The organism is Peteryoungia ipomoeae (genome assembly GCF_004912165.1).
GTDB classification, from domain to species: domain Bacteria; phylum Pseudomonadota; class Alphaproteobacteria; order Rhizobiales; family Rhizobiaceae; genus Allorhizobium; species Allorhizobium ipomoeae.
The window spans coordinates 121,663-147,615 of sequence record NZ_STGV01000001.1 but is presented as its reverse complement, the minus strand read 5'-3'; the positions used below and the strand labels follow the sequence as shown (position 1 = coordinate 147,615).

The following is a 25,953-nucleotide window of genomic DNA, read 5'->3' as shown; positions in this document are numbered from 1 at the left end:
GTACGCTCGGCGGGTGTTAGCTCATCATCCGAGCCGCCACTCCCCAACTTTCCTGTCAGAGGCTGCAATTATGGGGTTCCTTCCTCCAGAACATTTCCCTATAAGCCGCTTCTAGCCTGAAAAGACCATCTCTCTGCGCCCGGCCGGTGAACCTCCCTCACCCAGGCCGGCTTTTCGCGCAGGTCAAAGAACGGATAGAGCCATGCCCAAGCGCCAAGACATCAAGTCCATCCTCATCATCGGCGCGGGGCCGATTGTCATCGGTCAGGCATGTGAATTCGACTATTCGGGCACCCAGGCCGTCAAGGCGCTGAAGGAAGAGGGTTACCGGGTCATCCTGGTCAATTCCAACCCGGCGACGATCATGACCGATCCGGGCCTCGCCGACGCAACGTACGTCGAGCCGATCACGCCCGAGGTTGTCGCCAAGATCATCGCCAAGGAGCGCCCGGATGCGCTGCTGCCGACCATGGGCGGCCAGACGGCGCTCAACACGGCACTCTCGCTGAAGCGCATGGGCGTTCTGGATCGCTACAATGTCGAGATGATTGGCGCAAAGCCGGCAGCCATCGACAAGGCCGAAGACCGCGCGCTCTTCCGCGAAGCCATGGCGAAGATCGGCTTGGAAACGCCGAAGTCGATGCTGGCCAATGCCACCGAGATCAAGGACGCCGATCGCAAGACGCATGAGGCTGCCCGCGCCGAACTGCGCGCGAAACTCTCCGGTCCGGAGCTCGACAAGGCGCTGGACGAACTGGAAAACCAGTGGAACCTCGGCGAAACCGATCGCAAGCAGCGCTACATGGCTCATGCCATGGCGATTGCCGCTCAGGCGATCGACGTCGTCGGCCTTCCCGCCATCATCCGCCCGTCCTTCACCATGGGCGGCACCGGCGGCGGCATTGCCTATAACCGCTCGGAATTCTTCGAGATCATCAATTCCGGCCTCGACGCTTCGCCGACCACGGAAGTCCTGATCGAAGAATCGGTCCTCGGCTGGAAGGAGTATGAAATGGAGGTCGTCCGCGACAAGGCGGACAACTGCATCATCATCTGCTCCATCGAGAACATCGACCCGATGGGCGTGCACACGGGTGACTCGATCACCGTCGCGCCGGCCCTGACGCTGACCGACAAGGAATACCAGATCATGCGCAACGCCTCGATCGCGGTTCTCCGCGAGATCGGCGTTGAAACCGGCGGCTCGAACGTCCAGTTCGCCGTTAACCCGAAGGATGGCCGCCTCGTCGTCATCGAAATGAACCCGCGCGTCTCGCGCTCTTCCGCGCTTGCCTCGAAGGCCACCGGCTTCCCGATCGCCAAGGTTGCGGCCAAGCTTGCCGTCGGCTACACGCTCGACGAACTCGACAACGACATCACCGGCGGTGCGACCCCCGCCTCCTTCGAGCCGTCGATCGACTACGTCGTCACCAAGATCCCGCGCTTTGCCTTTGAAAAATTCCCGGGCGCCGAGCCGACTCTGACCACGGCGATGAAGTCGGTCGGCGAAGTCATGGCGATCGGCCGCACCTTTGCCGAGAGCCTGCAGAAGGCGCTGCGCGGTCTTGAAACCGGCCTCACCGGCCTCGACGAGATCGAGATCCCCGGCATTGGCCAGGGCGACGACAAGAACGCCATCCGCGCCGCCATCGGCACGCCGACGCCGGACCGTCTGCGCATGGTTGCCCAGGCGCTGCGCCTCGGCATGTCGCCGGAAGAAGTTCACGAAGGCTGCAAGATCGACCCGTGGTTCATCGCCCAGTTCAAGGCGATCACCGACATGGAAGCCCGTATCCGCGAGCACGGCTTGCCGGAGGATGCCGAAAACCTGCGCATGCTGAAGGCCATGGGCTTCTCCGACGCCCGCCTCGCCTCGCTGTCCGGCAAGCGCCCGAAGGAAGTGGCTGAGCTGCGCAACGGCCTCGGCGTGCGTCCGGTCTTCAAGCGCATCGACACCTGCGCTGCAGAATTCGCTTCGCCTACGGCCTACATGTATTCGACCTATGAAACACCCTTCGCCGGCGCGCTCCGCTCGGAAGCCCAGGTCTCCGACCGCAAGAAGGTGGTCATCCTCGGCGGCGGACCGAACCGGATCGGCCAGGGCATCGAGTTCGACTACTGCTGCTGCCATGCCGCCTTCGCGCTGAAGGATGCCGGCTTCGAAGCGATCATGGTCAACTGCAACCCGGAAACCGTCTCGACCGACTACGACACCTCCGACCGCCTCTATTTCGAGCCGCTGACGGCTGAAGACGTGATCGAGATCCTGCGCGCAGAGCAGGAGAAGGGCGAAGTCGTCGGTGTCATCGTCCAGTTCGGCGGCCAGACCCCGCTGAAGCTCGCCGAAGCGCTCGAAAAGAACGGCATCCCGATCCTCGGCACAGCGCCCGACATGATCGATCTGGCCGAAGACCGCGACCGCTTCCAGAAGCTTCTGATGAAGCTCGACCTGACCCAGCCGAACAATGGTATCGCCTATTCCGTCGAGCAGGCCCGCCTGGTCGCAACCGAAATCGGCTTCCCGCTGGTTGTGCGCCCCTCCTACGTTCTGGGTGGCCGCGCCATGCAGATCATCCATTCGGAAGGTCAGCTCCAGACGTACCTGCTCGACACCGTGCCTGGCCTCGTACCCGAAGACATCAAGCAGCGTTACCCGAACGACAAGACGGGCCAGATCAACACGCTGCTCGGCAAGAACCCGCTGCTCTTCGACAGCTACCTGACCAACGCCATCGAAGTCGACGTCGACGCGCTTTGCGACGGCGAGACTGTCTTCGTTTCCGGCATCATGGAGCACATCGAGGAAGCCGGCATCCATTCGGGTGACTCGGCCTGCTCGCTGCCGTCGCGCTCGCTGTCGAAGGAGATGCTGGACGAGCTGGAACGCCAGACGGCCGCCATGGCCAAGGCGCTGAATGTCGGCGGCCTGATGAACGTGCAGTATGCCATCAAGGACGATGTGATCTACGTTCTCGAAGTCAACCCGCGCGCCTCGCGCACGGTGCCCTTCGTCGCCAAGACCATCGGCGCGCCGATCGCCAAGATCGCCGCCCGTATCATGACCGGCGAAAAGCTTGACGCCGCGATCGCCGCCTATGGCGAGAAGCCGGATCCGCGCAACCTCAAGCACATCGCTGTCAAGGAAGCGGTGTTCCCGTTTGCCCGCTTCCCCGGTGTCGATACGCTGCTTGGCCCGGAAATGCGCTCAACCGGTGAGGTCATCGGCCTTGATACCGATTTCGCGCTCGCCTTCGCCAAGAGCCAGCTCGGTGCCTCGGTTGAACTGCCGCGCGACGGTACGGTCTTTGTTTCGGTGCGGGACGAGGACAAGTCCCGCGTCCTGCCAGCGATCCTGATCCTGTCGGAGATCGGCTTCCGGGTCATGGCGACAGGTGGCACGCAGCGCTTCCTCGCCGAAAACGGCATCGACGCGATCAAGATCAACAAGGTGCTGGAAGGCCGTCCGCATATCGAAGATGCGATCCGCAACCGTCAGGTTCAGCTCGTGATCAACACGACGGACGGCAACAAGGCGATCTCGGACTCCAAGTCCCTGCGCCGCGCTGCGCTTATGCAGAAGGTCCCCTACTACACGACCATGGCAGGCGCACTTGCCGCTGCCGAAGCCATCCGCGCCTTGAAGGGCGGCCAGCTCGAAGTGCGCCCGCTGCAGAGCTACTTCTGAGGCGGCACGCTTCAGCCGCTCTGTAAGCGGCTTGAGACAACTTTTGAACCACAGGATCGCCGCATTCCCGGATGCGGCGATCTTGCGTTTAACCAACTCCTGATCAGCAATATATCCAGCCAACCACGTTTCTCGACGAAGCTTAAGTCCTGAGTCGGGGCACGGGTTGACAGAACTCGATCGGACCTTTATTTACCCCTCAGGTTAATTAACTGAGTGGCTAATTATGGACACTGATCCGCTATCCCTCACGCTTTCGGCCCTCGCCGATCCGACGCGCCGCGCCATTTTGGCGCGCCTTTCCCGCGGCGAAGCGACCGTCAACGAACTCGCGGCCCCTTTCGACATGAGCCTGCCGGCAGTCTCGAAACATTTGAAGGTACTGGAAAAAGCCAAGCTGATCTCGCGCGGCCGCAGCGCGCAATGGCGGCCCTGCCGGCTTGAGCCCGAGCCCCTGCAAGCTGTTGATGGCTGGCTCGATGATTATCGCATGCTTTGGGAAAACAGGCTGGATCGCCTGGAGACCTATCTGGCCGAAATCCAGAAAGACCGAGGTGAGAAAGGAAACAACACACCATGAGCGAGAAGCTGGAAATAACAAACGAGCGACTAATCAGGGCGGACCGTGGGCAGGTTTTCAACGCCGTTGCCGACCCAAAAACGCTTGAGCGCTGGTGGGGCCCACACGGCTTCACCAATCGCATCGACGCCTTTGATTTTCGCGAGGGCGGCGACTGGCTGATCACCATGACCTCGTCGGACGGAACCGATTTTGCCAACCGCTGGACCTTTCAGGCCATCGAACCGGAGCACCGTCTTGTCGCCCTTCACCACGAACCGATGCATGTCTTCACGCTGGAGATGACGTTCGAAAGCGTCGATGAGGGCACAAACCTTCGCTGGTGCATGCAGTTCGATCCCACCGATGAAAACCGCGAACTAGAGAAATTCATTCACGCCGCCAACGAACAGAACCTCGATCGTCTGGACCAGGTTCTTCAAACAGGAGATCAATGACATGAATATCGCGCAGGATCCTGCCCGCATCCTCGAATTCGACCGACTGGTCGACGCACCGATCGACCTTGTCTTCGTTATGTTTTCCGATGCCCGCCACCTTGATGCGTGGTGGGGACCGGATGGCTTCCAGAACGAAACCCACGAGATGGAGTTCAAGGTCGGCGGCCTCTGGCGCTATACGATGCACGGACCTGACGGCAAGGACTGGCCGAACTGGATCCGCTACCACACCATCACCCCTCCCACACGCATCGCCTACGAGCATGGGGGCGAAATGGACGAGCCGGCGCATTTCGACGGCGTCATCACTCTTGACGCCGAAGGCGATCGCACCCGCGTGACCCTCACCCTCATTTTCCCGACCGAGGATGCCCGGAACGCCACCCTCAAATTTGGCGCTGTGGATGGCGGCAAGCAGACGCTGGCTCGTCTTGGTGCCTATGTCGCAGAAGTCCACGCTTCAAGTTGAGGCCGGTGGACGGCAATCAAGGCTCAGGCCTGACGCTTGTGTTTTGCCAGTATGGCGAAGGCAATACCGCCGATGACAAAGGCACTCGCCAGCACAAAATGCAGCGTCAGGCGCTCATTCAGGAACAGAATAGCGCCAAGCGCCGCGATGACCGGAACCGAGAGCTGGATCAGAGCCGCCTGGAACGTCGTGAGCCCGCGCAAGGCCGTGTACCAGACGGCATAGCCGAGACCCGATGCGACAATGCCCGAGGCCAGCGCGAGCACGACACCCGCCGCCGTGCCGGCCTCAAAGCCAAGTGCAAAAACGGCAAGCGGCAGGCACAAAACCGAAGCGCGGATAAAATTGCCCGCGGTCTGGCCGGTCGCATCCGTCGATCCGCGACCACGCATCGTATAGACCGCCCAGGCGATGCCGGACGCGACCATAAGCAGACATCCAACCGGATCCGGCCGTCCGGCGCCGGGCAGGATGAGATAGACAAAGGCAGCAAAGGCAATTGCAAAGCCGATCGCTTCACGCCCGCTCGGACGATCTCCCTTGAGAAATCCGAAGGTCAACATGCTCGCCTGCACGGAGGAAAACAGAATCAGAGCGCCGGTCGCGGCTCCCAACGACAGATAGGCCGCGGAGAAGGCGATGGCATAAACGAAGTGAGCCGCCGCCGCCAACCAGTCTCCCGGCAAGTTTGGTCGCAATGAGCGCGAGATGCCCCGCCCGCGCCGCGTAAGACCATAAAGCACGATAGCACCCGAGATGATCCTGACTGCCGTGTACCCGGCGGCTCCGATCGCGGCCGTCCCCAAGGCCTCGCGTGCCAAGAGAGAATTCGCGGCAAAGGCGAGCATGGCAACGGCCGTCAGAATGATGTTTGATTGCATGGCGCCCCTCCGCTCCGCAGCTATCCCATTGCGCAGAACCGCCTCCCGTTAGACTCGAGCGCTCAAGCCTTGGCAAGGTGATCGGCGCAAGTTGACCGGAGAACTATGCCGCACGGCGTTTCCGGCAGCGTGCCCCGGAACGCATCACCGGGCGACCATGGAGCAACCCGCAATCCATCAAAATTTGACATTTGTCGAAAGCAGTCCGCTACGGCACTCTGCCGCCGTCAAAACCGAGAGGCCCCCTGATGACTGCCAGCGCAGAGATTGCAGCCGCAAAGGCCACGCGCCGCGAATGGATCGGATTGCTGATCCTCTCCATCGCTTGCCTGATCTATTCGATGGATCTTTCAGTCCTCTTCCTCGCCATGCCGGCGATTGTCGCTGATCTCGACCCCTCGGCCACTCAACTTCTATGGATCAATGACATCTACGGCTTCATGGTCGCGGGTTTTCTCGTCACAATGGGCACGCTCGGCGACCGGATCGGCCGGCGCAAGGTCCTCCTGATCGGCGCATTCTTCTTCGGTGCGGCCTCGGTCTTCGCTGCTTTCGCCAACACCGCCTCCATGCTGATCGTCGCCCGCGCCCTTCTCGGCATTGCCGGCGCCACAATCGCTCCGTCCACCCTCTCTCTGGTCGTCAATCTTTTCCGTGACGAGAGCGAGCGTAATCGCGCCATCAGCATCTGGGGCACGGCCTTTGCTCTCGGCGGCCTGGTTGGTCCGCTGATCGGTGGACTGCTCTTGCAGTACTTCCATTGGGGATCGGTCTTCCTGATCAATGTGCCGATCATGGCGGCACTTCTGGCAAGCGCGCCCTTCCTTCTGCCGGAGTACAAGGACGAAAACGCCGGGCGCTTGGATCTTTTGAGTGTCGCGCTCTCGCTCCTCGCCGTGTTGCCCATCGTCTACGGTTTCAAGAAAATGGCGGCTGAAGGCTTCGAGGTCTCCCAGCTGTTGCCGATCCTCTTCGGCTTTGCCGTCGGCGTCATGTTCGTCAGGCGCCAGAAGGTGCTCAAGCACCCGATGATCGATCTTGCACTGTTCAGGATCCCGGCTTTCACCGCCTCGCTGATGGTCAATCTTGCCGGCGTCTTCTTCATCTTCGGAATCTTCCTGTTTCAAAACCTCTACCTGCAGCTTGTCATTGGCCTCACCCCACTTGAAGCAGCCATCTGGTCCATCCCCTCCTCACTGGTCTTTACCGTCATGTCGTTCCAGGCCTGGCGCGTGACGAACAGACTTGGCCCCGTGAAAACGGTGCTGCTCGGCCTTGTCGTCAATGCGCTCGGCACCGGCCTGATGGCGATTGCCGCCTGGCATTCGAGCCTTGTCGGTGTCCTCGGCGCCAGCATGGTCATGGGTTTGGGCTTTGTGCCCGTTATCCTGACGACGACGGGCCTGATCGTCGGCACCGCGCCGCCCGAGCGCGCAGGCTCCGCCTCCGCCATTTCAGAAACCAGCGCCGAGTTTGGCGGTGCGCTGGGTGTCGCAGTGCTCGGCAGCCTGGGAACCCTGTTTTACCGCTTCGGCATGACAAATGCAGACCTGACCGGACTTTCGGCTACGGACCGGGACGGGGTGACCGCCGCGCTCGGCACAGCTTTGGAGGTTGCGCGCACCACCCACAATGAGGCCGCGCCCTGGATCGCGCTCGCAAAGTCCAGCTATGCCGGTGGATTTGCGCTCTGCTGTGCGCTCGCAACCGTGACGCTTCTGCTGCTTGCCGCCATAGCGGCACGTGTCTACGCCAGGACCGAACTCGATGAGAGCCGCATCGGCGCCCATTGAAGCGGGCGATCAAGACAGCGAAAGCGTGTCGTGAAGCCGTTTGACGCCCAAAAGGTCTGAACGAAAGGCCGCAAGACTTCGCGCCTTAAGCTCGGCATCAGGCATCCGCAGTATCGCCGATGGGTGCGTGGTGACGAGCAACATACGCCCCTCCTGCATCGGGATCGGCATGCCGCGCACTTCAGCGATTGGCCGGCTTTCGCCGGTCAGCGACAGATAGGCGGTCGCACCGAGCGCCACCACGATCCTTGGCCGCACAATCTCGATCTCCTGCGCCACCCACCAGCGGCAATGAGCAACCTCGCCAGCATCGGGCCGCATGTGAATGCGCCGCTTGCCGCGTTTCTCATATTTGAAGTGCTTCACCGCATTCGTCACATAGACCTGCTCCCGCTCAATCCCCGCACCGGTGACAGCCTCGTCAAACACTTGGCCCGCGGGACCGATAAAAGGCCGACCGGCCAGATCCTCGGTATCACCGGGCTGTTCCCCGACAAACATGATCGCCGCCTGATCCGGCCCCTCGCCAAAAACAGTCTGCGTTGCGTGGCAATACAGCGGACACCGGGTGCAGCGTGCGGCCTCCTGCCGCAACCGTTCAAGCGGCGGCAGACCGTCCGCCGCCTCTTCCTCTCGCCCGCGCCACTGCGCCTGCAGCCGCTCATGAAAGGCCGGCGGCTGACTTGCCTGGCGCGCCGCCATCTCTGCGACCCGCTTCTCGGCCCCTGCGATCAGGTCGGGAATGAGCGAGGCCTCTGGCATGTTCTTCCAGTATTTCTTCGGCATCTCCGACTGCATTGCTCTTATCTTCACCCGCGCCGGGTTAAAGATATTGGCAAAATAGGTGCGCCACAGCTCGTCGGTCTCGTCCTCGGCATCAGGTCGGGCGGCGGGCTCACCATAGGTCTTAAGTTCCCGTCCATTCCAGGCGGCTGACCCCTTGGGCGTTGCGATCAGCCAGTCCATGTCGGTAAAACGGCGCTGAAAGAAGCCGGCGGTACGCGCAACGATGAAATGTTCGGGTTCAAACCAGGCAACGAAGCGTCGCCTTCCTTCCTGCCCTGCCTCGACCTCGCGAAACCGCACAAAGGCCTTCATCTTGTGACTATCGCGCCTGACATTCTTGATGAGCTTCACGAGGTGGGAGACATCAGGATCGGAGGTGACCTGCAACAGATTGCGCTCTTCCTGCAACCGCCAGAGAACCCGGTAAAGGAGCGCAAAGCGATCCGGATCGGAATGGCAGATCGCCGCCTCCGCCGCCTCGATGAAACCCTTGGGCACCACAATATCCGACTGCAGGCAAGACTCTGACGCTGGCTCGGCGGAAGCAAACAGGTCATCCCCCTGCCCTTTCAATTGCCAGCGCACCTCATGCGGCGGCACCGCACCGGCAAGCAGCAGCCGTGCAGCATCGCGCCACTCCCCAAGACCGCCTCGCCCCTCGAGCGTCACCGTCCGCATCAAAAAAGCGACAACTGTTCGGCTGGTGGAGCGAAGACAGATCGCAGATCCGAGCGATCAAGACTGCGATTGGGCGACCAGCCTTCAGCCACAATGAAGGACCGCACCTTTTTGAGGGAAACACCCAGCCGAGACAGATCTTCAAGCCGCACGCGGCGATGCCGGCGAGCAGAAAGCAGCCCATTGACGGTCTTCGTGCCAAAGCCCGGAACCCGCAGCAAGGTCTCCCGGTCCGCCTTGTTTACGTCGACGGGAAAGCGGTCGCGATTGGCCAGCGCCCAGGCGAGCTTCGGATCAAGCTCCAGATCGAGCATTCCGCCCTCCCCGATCGAGGCAATCTCGTCGACCGAGAAGCCATAAAAGCGATAGAGCCAATCGGCCTGATAAAGCCGGTGCTCGCGCATCAGGGGAGGCTTGATCAGCGGCAAGTTCCGCGAACTGTCCGGAATCGGGCTGAAGGCGGAATAATAGACCCGTTTCAATCCATAAGAACTGTAAAGCCGGGCACTTGAGCAGAGAATCGTTGCATCGCTTGCACCATCCGCGCCAACAATCATCTGCGTGCTCTGCCCGCCAGGCACAAAATTCTTCCGGCGCCCGGTCAGAGTCGGCTCGCGGGCCTCGTCGATCTTCAGCCTGAGATCGGCCATCGAGCGGCGAATATTGATCGGCCGCTTCTCGGGTGCATACCGCTCGAGCCCCTGATCGGTCGGCAGTTCGATGTTGATCGACAATCGGTCGGCATAGAGCCCTGCCTCCTCCACGAGGTGCGCGGATGCCTCAGGAATCGTCTTCAGGTGGATGTAGCCGCGAAAATCGTGTTTCGTCCTCAAGTCCCGCGCGATCTTGACCATCTCCGCCATCGTATCATCCGAGGACTTGATGATGCCCGAGGACAGGAACAAGCCCTCGATATAATTGCGCCGATAGAACTCGGTTGTCAGCCACACCACCTCATCCGGGGTAAAGCGCGCCCGCTCGACATTGCTGGACGAGCGATTGATGCAATAGGCGCAATCGTAAATGCAGAAATTGGTCAGCAGGATCTTCAGAAGCGAAATGCAGCGCCCGTCCGGCGCATAGGCGTGACAGATGCCGGAACCTTCCGTCGACCCCAATCCGCCTGATGCGGAAGAATCGCGTTTGGTTGTCCCGCTCGACGCGCAGGACGCGTCATATTTCGCTGCATCGGAGAGAATGGCCAAGCGCTCTTTAAGGGACTTCTTCATAGCATGTTCCCTATATGTTCTAATGACATTCGTCAAGCTCACCGCCTGCGACAATCCGCCTCCGGCGCGACCATCCCTATGACTTTGCTGAATTTTCTTGCCGACGAAAACTGCGCGTCGAAAAGTCTGGAAATTTTGCCGACCATTCTGCTATAGTCTCGACCAACGTGATTTGTGACTGGTTCCGCAGCTTTGCTACGGAACCTGTTTTCTTTTGTGCCCGCCTGGCGGACAAGAAGACGAAGGATGAGGAAATGGTATACAAGGTACCGATGACGCAGAACGGCTTCGACAAGCTCAGCGAGGAGCTGCGCTGGCGTCAGCAGGAGGAGCGTCCGCGGATCATCGAGGCGATTGCCGAAGCCCGTGCCCATGGCGATCTTTCGGAAAATGCCGAGTATCACGCCGCTAAGGAAGCGCAGAGCCACAACGAAGGCCGTGTTGGCGAACTGGAAGATTTGATCGCACGCGCCGAAGTCATCGACCTCACCAAGATGTCGGGCTCGAAGATCAAGTTCGGTGCCACCGTCAAGCTCGTCGATGAGGATACGGAAGAAGAAAAGACCTACCAGATCGTTGGCGACCAGGAAGCCGACGTCAAGGCGGGCCGGATCTCGATCTCGTCCCCGATTGCCCGCGCGCTGATCGGCAAGGAAGTCGGCGACAATATCGAAGTTGTAGCGCCGGGCGGCTCCAAGGCCTATGAAATCCTCGCGGTGAACTGGGGCTGACCCAGACCGGAAAGATTGCCCAGTGGCACAACCGCTCGACGACATCACGGTGATTTCGCCGCATTTCAAGCGGCGCTTGTCCGGCGTAACATCGACCGTCATTCAACTCATTCCGGAACAACGGCGTCAGGGTCTTGGCATCCTGACGCTGGGGCCTGGCCTGCCACCCCATTTGCCGAAGATGCGCTGGAGCCAGCTGCCAGGGCTTTGGAAACGACCGAAGTCCGGCGGCAACAGGGTCTGGCACGCGAGACGCAACAACGAGATGCTGGCAGGGCTCGTTCTGCGCGACATCCTACGCATGCCGCTGAAACTGCTCTTCACCTCCGCAGCACAACGCCATCACAGCCGCTATACCCGCTGGCTGATCTCCAGGATGGACGCAGTCGTTGCGACGAACGCCAAGTCCGGCTCCTTCCTCCAGGTTCCGCATACCGTCATCCGCCACGGCGTCGATCTTGACCTGTTTCATCCATCGGGAGAGGTCGATGCAGCCATGCCCGCCGATCTGAAGGGCCGCCACATCGTTGGTTGCTTCGGTCGGGTTCGCCATCAGAAGGGCACTGATCTCTTCGTAAAGGCCATGATCGAGCTTCTGCCGGATCATCCTGACTGGATGGCCGTCATCTCTGGCCGCGTAACACCGGAGCATTCCGGCTTTGCCGATCAGCTCAAGGCAGAGATCGCTGCCGCGGGCTTGAAGGAGCGCATTCGCTTTCTGGGCGAAGTCGATGACATCAAGCCCTGGTACCGTCGCCTGACACTTTACGTCGCCCCCTCGCGCAACGAAGGCTTTGGCCTTACACCGCTCGAAGCCATGGCCTCTGGCACTGCCGTTGTCGCAAGCGATGCAGGCGCCTATGCGGAGATGATCATCGAAAACGAAACCGGCGCTGTGGTACCGGCCGGCAATTATATCAGGCTTCGCGATGCCATCGCCGCCTTCCTCAATCCACAAAAGGCAATCGAGGCGGGCCGCAAGGGACGACAGCATGTCGAAGCGACCTTTGGCTTGTCACGCGAAGCCGATCAACTCAGCGATGTCTATGCCAGACTGCTTAGCACCACGCCCCCCTCTCCCCACGCGACCGTGACGCAGGGAAACGGCTAAGCCATGGCGGCGAACCAGCATCTCGATATTCTCATCGTCAACAAAGACAACAACTTCGGACTGACGCGCGACACCGCGCTGCTGATCGACGCCCTTGCCTCGATTGGCCGGTCGGAATGCGTGGCGAGCAAAAACATCCGTGACCGCAGCCTTCTCGATTGGCTCCTCGGGCGCAAACACGCCAAGACGATCATCCATATCGAACGCGCCTTTCCCCGCTGGTATGGGGCAACCACATTCAACCTCCTCTGCCCGAACCAGGAACGCTTCCCCCGCCGCCATATCGGACGATTGAAGGCCATAGACCTCGTGCTCGCCAAGAGCCGCCATGCAGAGGACATCTTTCGAGAACTCGGCGTCCCCACCTGTTACATCGGCTTTACGTCAGAGGATCGCCTCGACGCGAATGTCGAAAAGGATTGGAGCCGTTTCTTTCACCTCGCTGGAGGCAGCACCTTGAAGGGTACGGAAGACGTGATCGATCTCTGGTCACGCCATCCGGAATGGCCGGAACTGGTCCTCGTGCAGCGCGATCCGCATCCCAAGGCAGCAGGCATCGCGAATATCCGCGTCGTCAGCGGTTACATAGACGATGCGGACCTGAAACATTTGCAAAACAGGTGCGGCATCCATCTCTGCCCCTCCCGATCGGAAGGCTGGGGCCATCATCTGGTCGAAGCGCTCTCGGTCGGCGCGGTCACCGTCACCACCGACGGCCCGCCGATGAACGAGCATGTGTCGCCCGACTGCGGCATCCTCGTGCCCTATGTGAGAACAGAGCCTCGCCATCTTGGCACCAACTATCTTGTCGATCTCTCTGCCATGGAAGCGGCAATCGAGGCCCTCTTGGTGATGCAGGATGCGCAAAAGCAGGCACTGGGGACTGCCGCCCGCCAACGCTTTCTGGAGATCGATGCTGGATTTCGAAAGCGCCTTGCAGATGCGCTCGCGCCTTACTGAGACATCAGATCAAATCTCGACCAAGCCGACACGCTTGACCTGACGGATCGTCAGCATGGTGCGAACCGTGTCCACGTGCTCGTTTGCCGTCAGCACCTCGATGACAAAGTCCTGGAAGCGGGTCAGGTTTTCAGCCACGCAATGGAGCAGAAAATCGCTGTCGCCATTGACCATCCAGGCCTGCCGCACGATGGGCCAGCTATCGGTTGCCGCTGCAAAGGCCTTGAGATTGCTCTCCGACTGATGCTTGAGGCCGACCATGCAAAACGCGACCAGATCATAGCCCAGCTTGTTGGCGTTGAGCACGGCGTGATAGCTCTCGATCACCCCGGCTTCTTCCAGCTTGCGCACGCGCCTCAGGCAAGGCGGCGCGGAGATGCCGACGCGCTCGGACAATTCGACATTGGTCATGCGCCCGTCCCGCTGCAATTCTTTCAAAATGCGCAGATCGATGGCGTCGAGCGAGATATTCAACAAAATACGATCTCCCGGGACGACAACATTTTTCACTTCCCTAAAATGGAAGCACACAAATTGCGACCACTTCATTCAGTCGACACAGTTTTTCAGACTATTGTCTTCAGTCTAGAAACTAGGCAACGCCTAGCGCTGCTTGAAAGCGCTGCGGTACTGCTATCAGCATCGGATGAGTACGTGGGGGGACCGTCGCGCCAAAATAGACACCGAACCGCCTGCCAAGAAGTGCGCCAATAAGCTTCCCAACAAGTTTCGACGCACCACCGGTTCCTGATCGTCCAGGCCAACCAATCCAGCAAATTCTGTAACCCAGGCGCTGTAGCAGTTGTATCGCAGGAGTCGAGCCTTCTCTAAATTCAGATTTAAGCTGCTCAAAGACCACAATTGGTTCATGAGTCTTCAGAGTTTCATCCGCTCCACGCAAGACCTCTGCCTCAAATCCTTCAGTATCGATCTTAATGAAAGACACCGGCTTCTCAAATGAGAAATCATCCATCCGACGGACTGACACAGGTACGGTGGGCCCAAGTCCTTGATGTTTGAGGCTGGATGCACCCAAGTTACCGTCAACCTCACGGAGGAGTGCTTTGTGGCTGCCGTCACCGAGAGCAACAGACTGGACTGAAACGGTTTCCAACCCTCTCACGTTAAAAGACAGAAGCTGAAACACCTCGGGATTGGGTTCGAAGGCGACCACATTAGCGAACCGGCTTGAGAAGTACAGGGTATGATTACCAATATTCGCACCTACGTCCAGGCAGGTACCAGGTGCAATGTCATTCAAAACTGGCCCCAAGAATGAGAATAGCAAATCCAGTTCTCTGCGCTCAAAAACACCATCCAGATTGATGCTTCGACCAATTAGATCTTGCGCAAAAACTGCCATCTTCCTTGGATTGGTGGCGAGATTTTCCTGAGCTCTCCGCGAAAGATATTTTTCAACTTCTCTCCGGACCCGCCGCCGAATTAGCCCATCTTTCCTTGACCTGCGCTCTTTAAATAAACATGTAATCTCAGATCCTGACACGTTCCTACCCCAAGCACTCAGCCGCCGCGATTCTTCACGCCGCATTAAACCAATTCCTCAGCCAAAGAAAGCAACCGAGCAAGGGAGGCAAGGAAAGGGTGACAGCGCAATGAGTTGGGGAAGGCCGTCCGCTGAGGCCAAAAGCACCCGTTCCTGTCAAGAGTCGACCTTGAACGTACGACAGAAACCAACATAAAATGCTTCCAGATAATTAGCGCGCGGCAATGGGCATCGGCGCATCGACATTGAAGGAAACGACATGACCACCCGTCACACCAAGGTGCTGATTATCGGCTCCGGCCCGGCCGGCTACACCGCCGCGATCTATGCGGCCCGCGCCATGCTGAAACCGGTGCTCATCGCCGGCATGGAACAGGGCGGCCAGTTGATGATCACCACGGATGTTGAAAACTATCCGGGATTTGCTGATCCCATCCAGGGCCCCTGGCTGATGGAACAGATGTTGGGTCAGGCCAAGCATGTCGGCGCCGAAATCGTCAGCGATCTCGTGACCGAAGTCGACACGAGCCGCCGCCCCTTCACCGTCAACACGGATAGCGGCCAGGTATGGACCGCCGACACGCTGATCATCGCCACGGGCGCCAAGGCCAAGTGGCTTGGCATCGAGAGCGAACAGCATTTCCAGGGCTTTGGCGTTTCGGCCTGCGCCACCTGCGATGGCTTCTTCTATCGCAACAAGGACGTCATCGTTGTCGGCGGCGGCAATTCGGCTGTCGAAGAAGCGCTTTATCTGTCGCATATCTGCAAGTCGGTGACCGTCGTTCACCGCCGCGATTCCTTCCGCTCGGAAAAGATTTTGCAGGAGCGCCTTTTTGCCAAGGAGAATATCCGCGTTCTCTGGAACACCACCGTCGAGGAAATCACGGGCGCTCCGGCCAAGCCGCCGATGCCGCCTTCTGTCAGCGGCGTTAAACTCAAGGATGCGCTGACCGGGGCGATCACCGAGATGCCGATCGACGGCGTCTTCGTCGCCATCGGCCACGCCCCGGCCGTGGAGCTTTTCAAGGGCAAGCTGAAGCTCAAGGAAAATGGCTACCTGTGGACAGCGCCCGATTCGACGGCGACCGACGTGCCGGGCATCTATGCTGCAGGCGACGTGACCGATGACGTTTTCCGCCAGGCGATTACAGCCGCCGGCATGGGATGCATGGCAGCGCTTGAAGCCGAGCGTTTCATCACCGCCAATACCATCGAAACCCGTGAAGCGGCGGAATAAACATGATCAGAGGAGCCGGAATGCCGCTGGACTGGGACAAGTTGCGCATATTCCATGCCGCCGCCGAAGCCGGCTCCTTCACCCATGCTGCCGACAAGCTGCATCTGTCGCAATCGGCCATCAGCCGGCAGGTCTCGTCGCTGGAGCAGGACATCGGCGTCAAGCTGTTTCACCGCCACGCCCGCGGCCTCATTCTGACCGAGCAGGGCGAGTTGCTCTATCGCACCGCGCACGACGTTCTGCTGAAGCTGCAGACCGTCAAGATGCAGCTGACGGAGACGACGGAAAAGCCCACGGGCAAGCTGCGCGTCACCACAACTGTCGGCCTTGGCCAGGGCTGGCTGACAGACAAGGTGCAGGAGTTCCTGCAGCTCTACCCTGAAATGTCGATCCAGCTGATCCTCGACAATGAGGAACTCGACGTCAACATGCGCCATGCCGATTGCGCCATCCGCCTGCGCCAGCCGCAGCAATCCGACCTCATCCAGCGCAAACTGTTCACCGTGCACATGCACGTCTATGCGGCCCCCTCCTACATCAACCGCTATGGCGAGCCGCAGACCATCGATGATCTCGACAACCACAAGATCATCACGTTTGGCGAACCCGCGCCGAACTACCTCCTTGATGTGAACTGGCTGGAGGTGGCCGGCCGCTCCTCCGACAACCCGCGGCAACCGCATTTGCAGATCAACAGTCTGACCTCGATCAAGCGCGCCTGCCTCCTCGGCATCGGCGTGGCCTGCCTGCCTGACTATATTGTCGGCAGAGACCCGGGGCTCCTGCAACTGGCGATCAGCGCGGAGATCCCATCCTTCGACACCTATTTCTGCTATCCCGACGAGATCAAGAACGCCGCAAAACTCAAGGCTTTCAGAGACTTCATCGTTGCGAAAGCGCGCAACTGGAACTTCTGAAACGGCATTCCGGATCGCGTTATGCACGACGAAAGTCGCAGATGTGCGGACTGCGCATGCCTGACATGCATAAAAAAGCATTGCGCGCTGCACAAGAAAACATCATATCGCACACAGCTGATGCACATGGTGGCTTTTTCCTCCCAGTTCCACCGCAGCAGCTGTTCCCCTCTGGAGGTTTTTGACCTTCACACTTAAAGGGCCCTGGTAACACCGGCGGCCCTCTTTTTTTTGCCCAAATCCTGGAACAATTTGCCTGCACTCAGCGTCTCATCGTGACCGGCACCTCACGGGTGTTGAAGCAGTTCCACTCATCATTCTGCCCAATGGCAGACGAGAGACACGGCAGGGAGAAGAGATGGTCCTTGAGGACATAATGAAAGCCTTGGCACATCCGGCGCGCATGGAGATTCTGATCTGGCTCAAGAAGCCGGAGGAATTCTTTGACGTCACCCAGGAAGAAGCCGTCGAAGGTGTGAGCGCAGGACAGTTTGAACGGTCCGGCCTGTCTCAGTCAGCCGTTTCTGCACATTTGGCAACCTTGCAACGCGCGGGCCTGATCTCGTCAAAGCGCGTTGGCCAACGTGTGCTCTATCGTCGTGAGGAAAATGCGATCAGCGATTTTGTGAAGACCTTGAACGGCGTACTGTAGTGTCCCACATGGGAGTGCCCGATGCCCCTCCCCTCCCGCATCGGCAATTCCGTGAGGTTTCATGTCTAAACTGCTTCAACCGACCACTGTCGGCGCAATTTCCGTTTCCAACCGCATCGCCATGGCACCCTTGACCCGCAATCGTTCGCCGGGTGCGGTTCCCAATCAGCTGAATGCCGAATATTATCGCCAGCGCGCCACCGCTGGCCTGATCATTTCCGAGGGAACCGCGATTACCCATCAGGCGCAGGGCTACGCCGATGTGCCAGGCCTGTACACGCAGCAAGCGATCGAAGGCTGGAAAGCCGTGACCCAGGCCGTCCACGAAGCCGGCGGCAAGATTGTCACCCAGCTCTGGCACGTTGGCCGCATTTCGCACACCTCGCTGCAGCCCGACGGCGGCAAGCCTGTCGCCCCATCGGCCATTCAGGCAAAATCGAAGACTTACATCATCAATGATGATGGCAAGGGCGGGTTTGTTGAAACATCCGAACCCCGCGCATTGGAATTGTCGGAAATTCCTTCCCTGATCGAGGATTATCGCAAGGCTGCTCGCGCGGCGGTCGACGCTGGTTTCGACGGCGTGGAGATCCACGCGGCAAACAGCTATCTGCTTGAACAGTTCATGCGCTCCAGCAGCAACAAGCGCACCGATGACTACGGCGGCTCTGTCGCCAACCGCATTCGCCTAACACTCGAAGTCGCACAGGCGGTTTCGGCCGAAATCGGCGCAGACCGTACCGGCATACGCATCTCTCCCACGACGCCAGCCAACGATGTGTCGGATTCTGATTCAACCAGTGTCTATACGGCTCTGGTAGAGGGTCTTGCGCCGCTTGGCCTCGCCTTCGTGCATGTCGTCGAAGGTGCGACTGGCGGCCCACGCGACGTTGAACCGTTCGATTGGCATGCCCTGAAAGCAGCCTACCGCAATGCAGGCGGCAATGGCACCTGGATTGCCAATAACGGCTACGATCGCGCCATGGCAATCGAAGCCGTCGAAAGCGGCTATGCCGATATGGTGGCCTTCGGTCGACCCTTTATCGCCAACCCGGATCTGGTACATCGCATCGAAAAGGATGCGCCTTGGGCTGACATAGACCCGGCGACGCTTTATGGCGGCGGTGCCGAAGGTTATACCACCTATTCGACGCTGGACTGATCTTCAGTCGCCCCTCGAGAAGCCCTCCTATGTGGGGGCTTCTCTCTGCTCGTGCCGATGCAGCGTCAGCACATCCTACTCCCGAAAAGGTCGCCCAAGGCTCAGAGTCAGTCCGATGGCCGATCAACCGAATCGACAATCTCCACTTCTGGCCGATCGCCGCCGTCGCTGTATTCCTCACGCCAGCGTCCAGCTTCGTCCTGATAACTGATGGTGACGGATTCATCGCCGACCTGCTGTTCCGCCATGACGATGCGGGCAGCCTCCAACGCCTGATCGTGGCTGGCAAAGGTCTCGGAATACACCCCACCCAGCCGATAGGCCCAGCCACCATCATGCGGGACGATTTCGTAGGTGATTTTCACCATGGTCCTCTCCTTTTTCGGGCATAAGATTATCCCATTAAATGCGCGATCGCGCAAATCATGGCCTCCGCCAGGAACCGACGACAGACAAGACCCGTTAGCACCAGCCGGTACAGAAGGGGGCGATTGTGACTTCACTCATCAAGCAGGAAAAATTGCTGTTGGTGCCGATCCTGGCTGCCATAGCCGCTTTCGCCAGCGAACATGCTATCCTTGAAGCTGGCCAGGTCCCGGCTCTGATCGCAGCCGCACTTCTGATCGCGGCCATTGTCGTGGGCTCCATGCGCGTTGCCCATCATGCTGAAATCCTGGCACACAAGGTCGGTGAGCCTTACGGCACCATGATCCTCACTTTATCCGCGGTGGCGGTCGAGGTTCTGATCCTGTCCATCATGATGAGCAATGGCAGTTCACCGACACTCGTGCGCGACACGATCTATTCGGCCGTCATGCTCGATATCAACGGCATCCTCGGTCTTGCAGCCCTGCTCGGCGGCCTGAAGCATGGCGAGCAGCCGTATAACGACGACAGCGGCAAAACCTATGGTGTGATGATCCTGACGGCGATGGGCATTTCGATGATCGTGCCCGAGTTCATCCCTCGCGATCGCTGGCAGTTCTATTCTGTCTTTACGATCGGCGCGATGATCGCGCTTTACGCGCTGTTTCTGCGCATGCAGGTCGGCGCGCATAGCTACTTCTTCGCCTACAGCTATCCAAACTTCAGCCCGTCGGCGAGCGATGAGCAAGAAGACGGACGCGTGCCGACACCCGCCGCCCGACAGCCAGACGCCCGCCATGCTGCAAGCCAAGCGGAGCCGTCGACCTTCTTCTCGATCTCGGTCATCCTTGTCGGCGTTGTCATCATCGGCCTTCTGGCGGAAGTCATGTCGGTCCTCATGAATGCGGGGCTTGAAGGCACTGGGGCGCCGGTTGCGCTGACCGCAATTCTTGTTGCCGCCATCTCGGCAGCGCCGGAGATCCTGACCGCCTTGCGGGCAGCCCTTCGAAACCGGATGCAGGCTGTCGTCAACATCGCCATGGGCGCGTCACTCTCGACCGTCATCCTGACGGTTCCCGTGATGGAGGCGATGGCGCTCTACACCGGCCAGCCCTTCGTGATGGCGATGACGCCGGTGCAGACCACGATGATCGCCATCACGCTGGTTGCAGCCGCGATCAATCTGAACGACGGCGAGACCAATGCCATAGAGGGCATGACCCACTTCGTACTCTTCGCCACATTTATCATGCTCGCCTTCCTCGGCCTGTGACATAACGCCGCCCATGAACTCGCACCCCCCATCTCCGGGGTGGAACCTTTGCTCAAAACCTCCGTTGACTGTGCGTGACCGGCCCTTGAAAGGCCGGACGCCGCAATCTGAACATGTTGCGGATGAAGATCACCACCTCGGGCACCGGGGGCTTAATCGGGAGTCGACAGTGAGACGTTTGGACGTGATTGATGGTATGCGAGGCTATTTCCTCGTCTTCATGCTGATCAACCATCTGGTGTTCGTCGGCGGCCTTTGGCTGGTCGAGATCAACCACCGAAACCTCGCCTTTGTCGAGGATGCGCAGGGCTTCGTGTTCCTGTCAGGGCTGCTGACCGGTATGGTGTATGCCCGCAAGATGATCAAGGATGGCTACGAGGCCGGGCGGGACCGCATCTGGTCACGCGCTTTCGAGCTTTATCGATATGCAATCGCAATCACGCTGATCATCCTTTGCCTGCATATTCTTTTGCCAGGCGCAGACGCCGCCTGGAAGAACTGGCTGGGGGCAACGAGCCTGTTGCAGGTCGATACGCTTTGGCCTGTCGCGGGCTTCCTGGTGCAGCCAACCTTCATGGATATCCTGCCGCAGTATATCGTCTACATGCTGTTTGCGCCTTTGGTCATCTGGGCGTGCATCAAAGGCAACTGGCTGGCGGTCGTCGTCGGATCGCTGCTCCTGTGGATGTCGGCTCAGCTCGGCCTGCAGCGACTGATCACATATCCCCTCAACGAGTTTGTCATACAGACGACCAGCCACGATGAAGGGTTGCGCGTAAGCTTTAATCTGCTCGGTTGGCAGATCGTATTCTTCGCCGGCATCGTGGCAGGCACGCTGACTTCGATGAACAAGATCGATTGGCAGCGGGTGTTCACGCCGGAGCGCTCGCGCCTCGCCTGGACCGCGCTTGCCATTGTGCTCTTCTTCCTGCCGCTACGACTGGCGACCGCGCATGGCCTTATGCCGGGTGTTGTGCTTGAAAAGTTCGGCCTGATGGAGGTGCGCGCTGATTTTGGTCCAGTCTATCTTCTGAATTTTGCCGCAGTGGCCTACGGGTTGGCGTGGCTTCTGATCGCTGGTCCGCGACACCAGAATGCCCGCATCCAAAAGATTGCAGCATTTCTGACCAGTGTCTTCACGCTAAAATTCCTGCAGCTGCTCGGTCGTCATTCCCTGCAGATCTACGTCTGGCATGTCCTGATCGTCTACATGGTCTACTACATCGATGGCCGCACGCCGGAACTGTCGCAGGTGACGAAAACCATGATCGCATGTGTGGCCTTGGCGCTGCTTGCCCTGCCGGCGATATGGCGCGACCGCGAGAGGTTGTTTGCCAATACCCCGCTGATTGGTCCGTTTGTGAAACCTGCGGCGTGACGAAAACACCGACAACGGCCCCGTTTGGGGCCGTTGTTGTTTTTGCTGATCAAATTTCGATGACCCAAAGTTGAAGCGGTCACATCCATTTTGGCGGAACTGACGGAACTGCGCCCCGTTGCCCCGGCTGAGGAGCATCCTATGTTCCCGTCACGCACGCGCCGATAAATGGCAAAACAGGGAGACCGCAATGAACCGAACCCTATTTCTAAACACCGCGCTCGCAGCAAGCCTGTGGGCATTGCCGACACTCGCCCAGCAGTCATCAACGGCAGAGACAGGAGCGCCCAACGCACCCGATCAGCAGCCAGCCTTTGCCGGACAGACGCGCGCGCCCCTGCCGCCCCAGATCGCAAACCTGTCTCAAACCGTTGTTGCCGATGATCTCCCACATCTGTGGGCACTCGAATTTCTACCCGACGGTCGCATGCTGGTGACCGCAAAGCAGGGCGCGATGCACATTATCTCGAAGGACGGCAAGGCTGGGGCTGCACTGGAAGGTGTGCCAGAGGTTGCCGCAGCCGGCCAGGGCGGATTGCTGGATGTCGCGCTTGCGCCCGATTTCGAAACATCGTCGCGGATCTTCTTCTCTTTCGCCGAGCCGCGCGAGGGCGGCAATGGCACCTCCGTTGCGTCCGCAACGCTCGTCAGCGACGACCAGGGCGGCGGCAAGCTTGAGGATCTCAAGGTCATTTTCCGCCAGATGCCCACCTATGACGGTGACAAACACTTCGGTTCGCGGCTGGCCTTTGGCCCCAAGGGCGAACTGTATGTGACCGTCGGCGAGCGTTCGGATCGAGAACCGCGCGTCCAGGCTCAGGATCTTGCCAGCGGCTATGGTAAGGTCTTTCGGATCGATCAGTCTGGACAGGCGCTTCCCGACAACCCCTTTGTGTCGACAGAAGGCGCATTGCCTGAAATCTGGTCCTTGGGCCATCGCAATCTGCAGTCCGCCACCGTTGACGATCAGGGCCGTCTCTGGACCGTCGAACACGGCCCACGCGGCGGCGATGAACTTAATCTGCCGGTTGCCGGCAAAAACTATGGCTGGCCCGAAGTCACCTACGGTGTTGAGTACAGCGGTGACGCTGTCGGTGACGGCGTGACAAGGACCGGTGAAACGGAACAACCGCTTTATTATTGGGACCCGGTTATCGCCCCCTCCGGCATGGCCTTCTACAATGCCGACGCCATTCCCGAATGGAAGGGTGCCTTCCTCGTCGGCGGCTTGGTCAGCCAGGGCGTCGTTGTCATGCATATGGAAGACGACAAGGTAAAGTACGAAGAGCGCGTTGACCTCAACGCCCGTATCCGTGACGTCAAGGTCGGCCCCGACGGTGCCGTCTATGCGGTGACCGAACAGCGCGGCGGCGGAAAGTCCTCGATCATCAGGCTGTCCAAGTCCTGATTTCGGTACCGAACATGCAAATGGCCCGCTTCAGCGGGCCATTTCTTTGGGCGATCGAATATCTCGATTACTTCAGCGAAGCGCAGAAGCGCTGGATGCGGCTGCAGGCTTCCTCGAGATTGGCATTCGACGTGGCGTAGGACACGCGGAAATTCGGGCCGAGGCCGAAGGAAGACCCATGCACGGTGGCGACGCCCTCGGTTGCGAGCAGCTCCATGACGAAATCCTCGTCGGTTTCGATGACCTTGCCCGAAGGCGCGGTCTTGCCGATCAGCGCCGCGCAGGACGGATAGACGTAGAATGCGCCTTCCGGCTTGGGGCAAACGATGCCCGACGCCTGGTTCAGCATCGAGACGACGAGATCACGACGCTCCTCGAAAGCCTTCTTCGATTCCGTGATGAAATCCTGCGGACCGTTAAGCGCCTCGACGGCAGCCCATTGGGCGACCGAGCAGGCACCCGAGGTCTGCTGGCCCTGGATCATGTCCATGGCCTTGATCAGCTGCAGCGGGCCGGCCGCATAGCCGATGCGCCAGCCGGTCATCGCATAGGCCTTGGACACGCCATTCATGGTCAGCGTGCGGTCGTAAAGCGACGGCTCCACCTGGGCCGGCGTGTAGTAGACGAAATCGCCGAACACGAGATGTTCATACATGTCGTCGGTCAAGACCCAGACATGCGGATGCTTGACGAGCACGTCCGTCAGCGCCTTCAGCTCGTCCTTGCTGTAGGCAGCGCCGGACGGGTTGGACGGCGAGTTGAACATGAACCACTTGGTCTTCGGCGTGATCGCCTTTTCCAGTTGCTCGGCCGTCAGCTTGAAATTGTTCTCAATCGTGGTTTCGACGAAAACCGGCGTGCCACCGCACAGGGCAATCATTTCGGGATACGACACCCAGTACGGCGCCGGAATGACCACTTCGTCGCCCGGGTTGATGGTTGCCATGAAGGCGTTGAACAGGATCTGCTTGCCGCCGGTGCCGACGATCACCTGCTCCGGCTTGTAGTCGAGGCCGTTCTCGCGCTTGAACTTGTCTGCGATCGCCTTGCGCAGTTCGGGAATGCCGGCGACTGGCGTGTACTTCGTCTCGCCGCGGGCAATGGCGGCAACAGCCGCGTCTTTGATATTCTGCGGCGTATCGAAATCAGGCTCGCCGACGGAAAGCGAAATGACGTCCTTGCCCTTGGCTTTGAGTTCCCGGGCCATCTGCGTGACAGCGATGGTGGCGGAGGGCTTGATACGGGAGAGAGCGTCGGCAAGGAAGGCCATTGTTTGGATCCTGAAGCTGTTGATCGGAAAACCTGCGGGCAAACCCAGGCTTCAGGTCCAAGCTGTATGTCGAAACGCGCCATCGCTTTCAAGGAAAAACGGGACAAAGCCCAAACAAATGCGCAAAGACGCCGAAGCCAAAGCGCCAGCGAAGCCGTGGCCGTTCTGCCACAAGCGGCCTTGGAAACACGAAAAGGATCAGAACCACAGCGGCTGCTGCCTTAATTCTGTCCACCCCCAGGCGCCACATGGCGACATCGAATTGCCAATGGACGGAATGGTGATCATGAGCGAAATGGATCTGGATCTGACGACGAGGCACCGCAACCCGCAGCGGTCGTTTCGCATTCTGCTTGCCGCCGCCTTGCTCACCGTAAGCGGCGCCCTCGCATTTGGGGTGTCGCAGGCCGCACAACCGACCGTGATCATTCCACCGCATGTCGATGACAGCGGCGATCTCGCGCCCGTGATGGGTGAATTCACCGGCAGCATCACCTCGCCTGCCCGTCTGGCGCAATCAGTATCGGTCGCCGAACGCTCCACATTGAGTGGTGAGGAACGAAAATTCCTGCTCTCTCTGCTGATGATTTGCTTTTCGGTGATGTCGCTGGGATCCTTCATCCTATGGCGTCGTGGATTCCGGGAATTGGCCAAATGCCATGTGGACGACAAATGAGACAGCCGGCGCGCTTCCTTCGCATCGACAATTGCCCCATCGATCTTTGAGGGTTTGCAAGCGCCGCCATCTCTGCGAAACACACGTATCGGCTTTTTTATTCGTCGGACAGCATGGGAAATATTTCGATCGAACCCCGCGTCCCTCTGAATTTTAGCAACCGAAAAGCATCGCAGACGATATAATTTTGCGGCTCAAATGGATTTGGGCGATCCGCCCTGTCGATTTCGCGCTATAGTCGTTGTTCGCGCTGGGTCTCTGCGACCCCGCGTCGACAAAACTTTCGCTTGCCAATTTCCTGTAAAGCAAGCAATCTTCCCGCGTTCGGGCAAATTTGCGAGCATGGGAAGACCTATAAACTGGTGCGCGCCGGGGACGCTATAACAACCTCGGGCAGAAGTTCTTGGCCGGTGTCATAACCGTGAAGAACAACTGCGGTAACAGGGACCCTTTCCTCGAATGTCGACAAATGCCTGTCGCACCCGCTTGCGGGTAACATTGTAATGCTGCCCTTCCGAATACGGGCAGAGAGAAAAGGACCTGACGCATGGCCGAGACTGGCACTGTTAAATTCTTCAATACCGACAAGGGTTTCGGCTTCATCAAGCCGGACAATGGCGGCGCCGATATCTTCGTTCACATCTCTGCAGTACAGGCATCGGGCCTGTCTGGCCTGACCGAAAACCAGAAGGTCAGCTACGACACCGAACCCGATCGTCGCGGCAAGGGCCCCAAGGCCGTAAACCTTCAGATCTCCGGCTGATTTC

The 25,953-nt window shown here is 59.4% G+C and carries 24 protein-coding genes; 17 read left to right on the top strand and 7 right to left on the bottom strand.

The window, feature by feature from the left end; all coding sequences use genetic code 11:
- Positions 1-202: 202 nt before the first annotated feature.
- The 4 genes from carB (at position 203) to FAA97_RS00705 (ending at position 5,174) form a co-directional block, all read left to right on the top strand.
- On the top strand, positions 203-3,685 hold the full coding sequence (gene carB, locus FAA97_RS00720) for a carbamoyl-phosphate synthase large subunit (protein WP_136596621.1): 3,483 nt from the start codon (positions 203-205) through the stop codon (positions 3,683-3,685).
- 226 nt (positions 3,686-3,911) lie between these two features.
- Positions 3,912-4,265, top strand: coding sequence for an ArsR/SmtB family transcription factor (locus FAA97_RS00715; protein WP_136596620.1), 354 nt, complete (start codon positions 3,912-3,914; stop codon positions 4,263-4,265).
- Entirely contained in the window at positions 4,262-4,702 is a 441-nt protein-coding gene (locus FAA97_RS00710) for an SRPBCC domain-containing protein (RefSeq protein WP_136596619.1), read from the top strand. The genes FAA97_RS00715 and FAA97_RS00710 overlap by 4 nt, the downstream gene beginning before the upstream one ends.
- 1 nt (position 4,703) lies before the next feature.
- Entirely contained in the window at positions 4,704-5,174 is a 471-nt protein-coding gene (locus tag FAA97_RS00705; protein ID WP_136596618.1) for an SRPBCC family protein, read from the top strand.
- Between the two features lie 23 nt (positions 5,175-5,197).
- Here the strand turns inward: FAA97_RS00705 and FAA97_RS00700 are convergent, their stop codons facing one another.
- Positions 5,198-6,055, bottom strand: coding sequence for a DMT family transporter (locus FAA97_RS00700; RefSeq protein WP_136596617.1), 858 nt, complete (start codon positions 6,053-6,055; stop codon positions 5,198-5,200).
- A gap of 248 nt (positions 6,056-6,303) precedes the next feature.
- On the opposite strand from FAA97_RS00700, the gene FAA97_RS00695 reads away from it, so the two are divergent.
- Complete coding sequence (locus FAA97_RS00695) at positions 6,304-7,848, top strand: MFS transporter (protein ID WP_136596616.1); 1,545 nt, start codon at positions 6,304-6,306, stop codon at positions 7,846-7,848.
- Positions 7,849-7,857: 9 nt separating this feature from the next.
- Here FAA97_RS00695 and FAA97_RS00690 read toward each other — a convergent pair whose 3' ends face one another.
- Both FAA97_RS00690 and FAA97_RS00685 read right to left on the bottom strand, forming a co-directional pair.
- Positions 7,858-9,312 carry a UdgX family uracil-DNA binding protein gene (locus FAA97_RS00690; RefSeq protein WP_136596615.1) on the bottom strand — a complete coding sequence of 485 codons (1,455 nt, stop codon included), beginning with the start codon at positions 9,310-9,312 and terminating at the stop codon, positions 7,858-7,860.
- Positions 9,312-10,541, bottom strand: a complete 1,230-nt coding sequence (locus FAA97_RS00685) for a putative DNA modification/repair radical SAM protein (protein WP_136596614.1) — start codon at positions 10,539-10,541, stop codon at positions 9,312-9,314. The genes FAA97_RS00690 and FAA97_RS00685 overlap by 1 nt, the downstream gene beginning before the upstream one ends.
- A gap of 254 nt (positions 10,542-10,795) precedes the next feature.
- On the opposite strand from FAA97_RS00685, the gene greA reads away from it, so the two are divergent.
- Genes greA through FAA97_RS00670 form a run of 3 tightly spaced genes read left to right on the top strand, consistent with a single transcriptional unit; the run spans position 10,796 to position 13,343 of the window.
- On the top strand, positions 10,796-11,272 hold the full coding sequence (gene greA, locus FAA97_RS00680; RefSeq protein ID WP_136596613.1) for a transcription elongation factor GreA: 477 nt from the start codon (positions 10,796-10,798) through the stop codon (positions 11,270-11,272).
- 22 nt (positions 11,273-11,294) lie between these two features.
- On the top strand, positions 11,295-12,383 hold the full coding sequence (locus tag FAA97_RS00675) for a glycosyltransferase family 4 protein (protein ID WP_136596612.1): 1,089 nt from the start codon (positions 11,295-11,297) through the stop codon (positions 12,381-12,383).
- 3 nt (positions 12,384-12,386) lie between these two features.
- Complete coding sequence (locus FAA97_RS00670) at positions 12,387-13,343, top strand: glycosyltransferase (RefSeq protein ID WP_136596611.1); 957 nt, start codon at positions 12,387-12,389, stop codon at positions 13,341-13,343.
- A 9-nt stretch (positions 13,344-13,352) separates the two neighbouring features.
- Here the strand turns inward: FAA97_RS00670 and FAA97_RS00665 are convergent, their stop codons facing one another.
- Positions 13,353-13,820 carry an Lrp/AsnC family transcriptional regulator gene (locus FAA97_RS00665; protein ID WP_136596610.1) on the bottom strand — a complete coding sequence of 156 codons (468 nt, stop codon included), beginning with the start codon at positions 13,818-13,820 and terminating at the stop codon, positions 13,353-13,355.
- 115 nt (positions 13,821-13,935) lie between these two features.
- On the bottom strand, positions 13,936-14,706 hold the full coding sequence (locus tag FAA97_RS00660) for an FkbM family methyltransferase (protein ID WP_206109930.1): 771 nt from the start codon (positions 14,704-14,706) through the stop codon (positions 13,936-13,938).
- A gap of 400 nt (positions 14,707-15,106) precedes the next feature.
- Between FAA97_RS00660 and trxB the strand changes: the two genes are divergently transcribed.
- The 4 genes from trxB (at position 15,107) to FAA97_RS00640 (ending at position 18,815) form a co-directional block, all read left to right on the top strand.
- A complete protein-coding gene (gene trxB, locus FAA97_RS00655) occupies positions 15,107-16,084 on the top strand; it encodes a thioredoxin-disulfide reductase (protein WP_136596608.1) in 978 nt (325 codons plus the stop codon).
- 20 nt (positions 16,085-16,104) lie between these two features.
- Positions 16,105-17,001: a LysR family transcriptional regulator VtlR gene (locus tag FAA97_RS00650; protein ID WP_136597663.1), complete on the top strand. Its 897-nt coding sequence runs from the start codon at positions 16,105-16,107 to the stop codon at positions 16,999-17,001.
- A gap of 358 nt (positions 17,002-17,359) precedes the next feature.
- Complete coding sequence (locus FAA97_RS00645) at positions 17,360-17,653, top strand: ArsR/SmtB family transcription factor (RefSeq protein ID WP_136596607.1); 294 nt, start codon at positions 17,360-17,362, stop codon at positions 17,651-17,653.
- A 61-nt stretch (positions 17,654-17,714) separates the two neighbouring features.
- Positions 17,715-18,815 carry an alkene reductase gene (locus FAA97_RS00640; RefSeq protein WP_136596606.1) on the top strand — a complete coding sequence of 367 codons (1,101 nt, stop codon included), beginning with the start codon at positions 17,715-17,717 and terminating at the stop codon, positions 18,813-18,815.
- A gap of 107 nt (positions 18,816-18,922) precedes the next feature.
- Here FAA97_RS00640 and FAA97_RS00635 read toward each other — a convergent pair whose 3' ends face one another.
- Positions 18,923-19,183, bottom strand: coding sequence for a DUF2188 domain-containing protein (locus tag FAA97_RS00635; protein ID WP_136596605.1), 261 nt, complete (start codon positions 19,181-19,183; stop codon positions 18,923-18,925).
- A 122-nt stretch (positions 19,184-19,305) separates the two neighbouring features.
- On the opposite strand from FAA97_RS00635, the gene FAA97_RS00630 reads away from it, so the two are divergent.
- The 3 genes from FAA97_RS00630 to FAA97_RS00620 all read left to right on the top strand — a co-directional run bounded on the left by FAA97_RS00630 (position 19,306) and on the right by FAA97_RS00620 (position 23,240).
- The gene (locus FAA97_RS00630) at positions 19,306-20,454 is read left to right on the top strand and encodes a calcium:cation antiporter (protein WP_136596604.1); all 1,149 of its coding nucleotides are present in this window, start codon (positions 19,306-19,308) and stop codon (positions 20,452-20,454) included.
- A 169-nt stretch (positions 20,455-20,623) separates the two neighbouring features.
- Positions 20,624-21,832, top strand: a complete 1,209-nt coding sequence (locus FAA97_RS00625; RefSeq protein ID WP_136596603.1) for an OpgC family protein — start codon at positions 20,624-20,626, stop codon at positions 21,830-21,832.
- Between the two features lie 190 nt (positions 21,833-22,022).
- Positions 22,023-23,240: a PQQ-dependent sugar dehydrogenase gene (locus FAA97_RS00620; RefSeq protein WP_136596602.1), complete on the top strand. Its 1,218-nt coding sequence runs from the start codon at positions 22,023-22,025 to the stop codon at positions 23,238-23,240.
- A 67-nt stretch (positions 23,241-23,307) separates the two neighbouring features.
- Here FAA97_RS00620 and FAA97_RS00615 read toward each other — a convergent pair whose 3' ends face one another.
- Entirely contained in the window at positions 23,308-24,510 is a 1,203-nt protein-coding gene (locus FAA97_RS00615; protein WP_136596601.1) for a pyridoxal phosphate-dependent aminotransferase, read from the bottom strand.
- A 118-nt stretch (positions 24,511-24,628) separates the two neighbouring features.
- On the opposite strand from FAA97_RS00615, the gene FAA97_RS00610 reads away from it, so the two are divergent.
- Positions 24,629-25,186, top strand: a complete 558-nt coding sequence (locus tag FAA97_RS00610; protein ID WP_136596600.1) for a hypothetical protein — start codon at positions 24,629-24,631, stop codon at positions 25,184-25,186.
- Between the two features lie 547 nt (positions 25,187-25,733).
- Complete coding sequence (locus FAA97_RS00605) at positions 25,734-25,949, top strand: cold-shock protein (RefSeq protein WP_136596599.1); 216 nt, start codon at positions 25,734-25,736, stop codon at positions 25,947-25,949.
- The last annotated feature ends 4 nt before the right edge of the window (positions 25,950-25,953 follow it).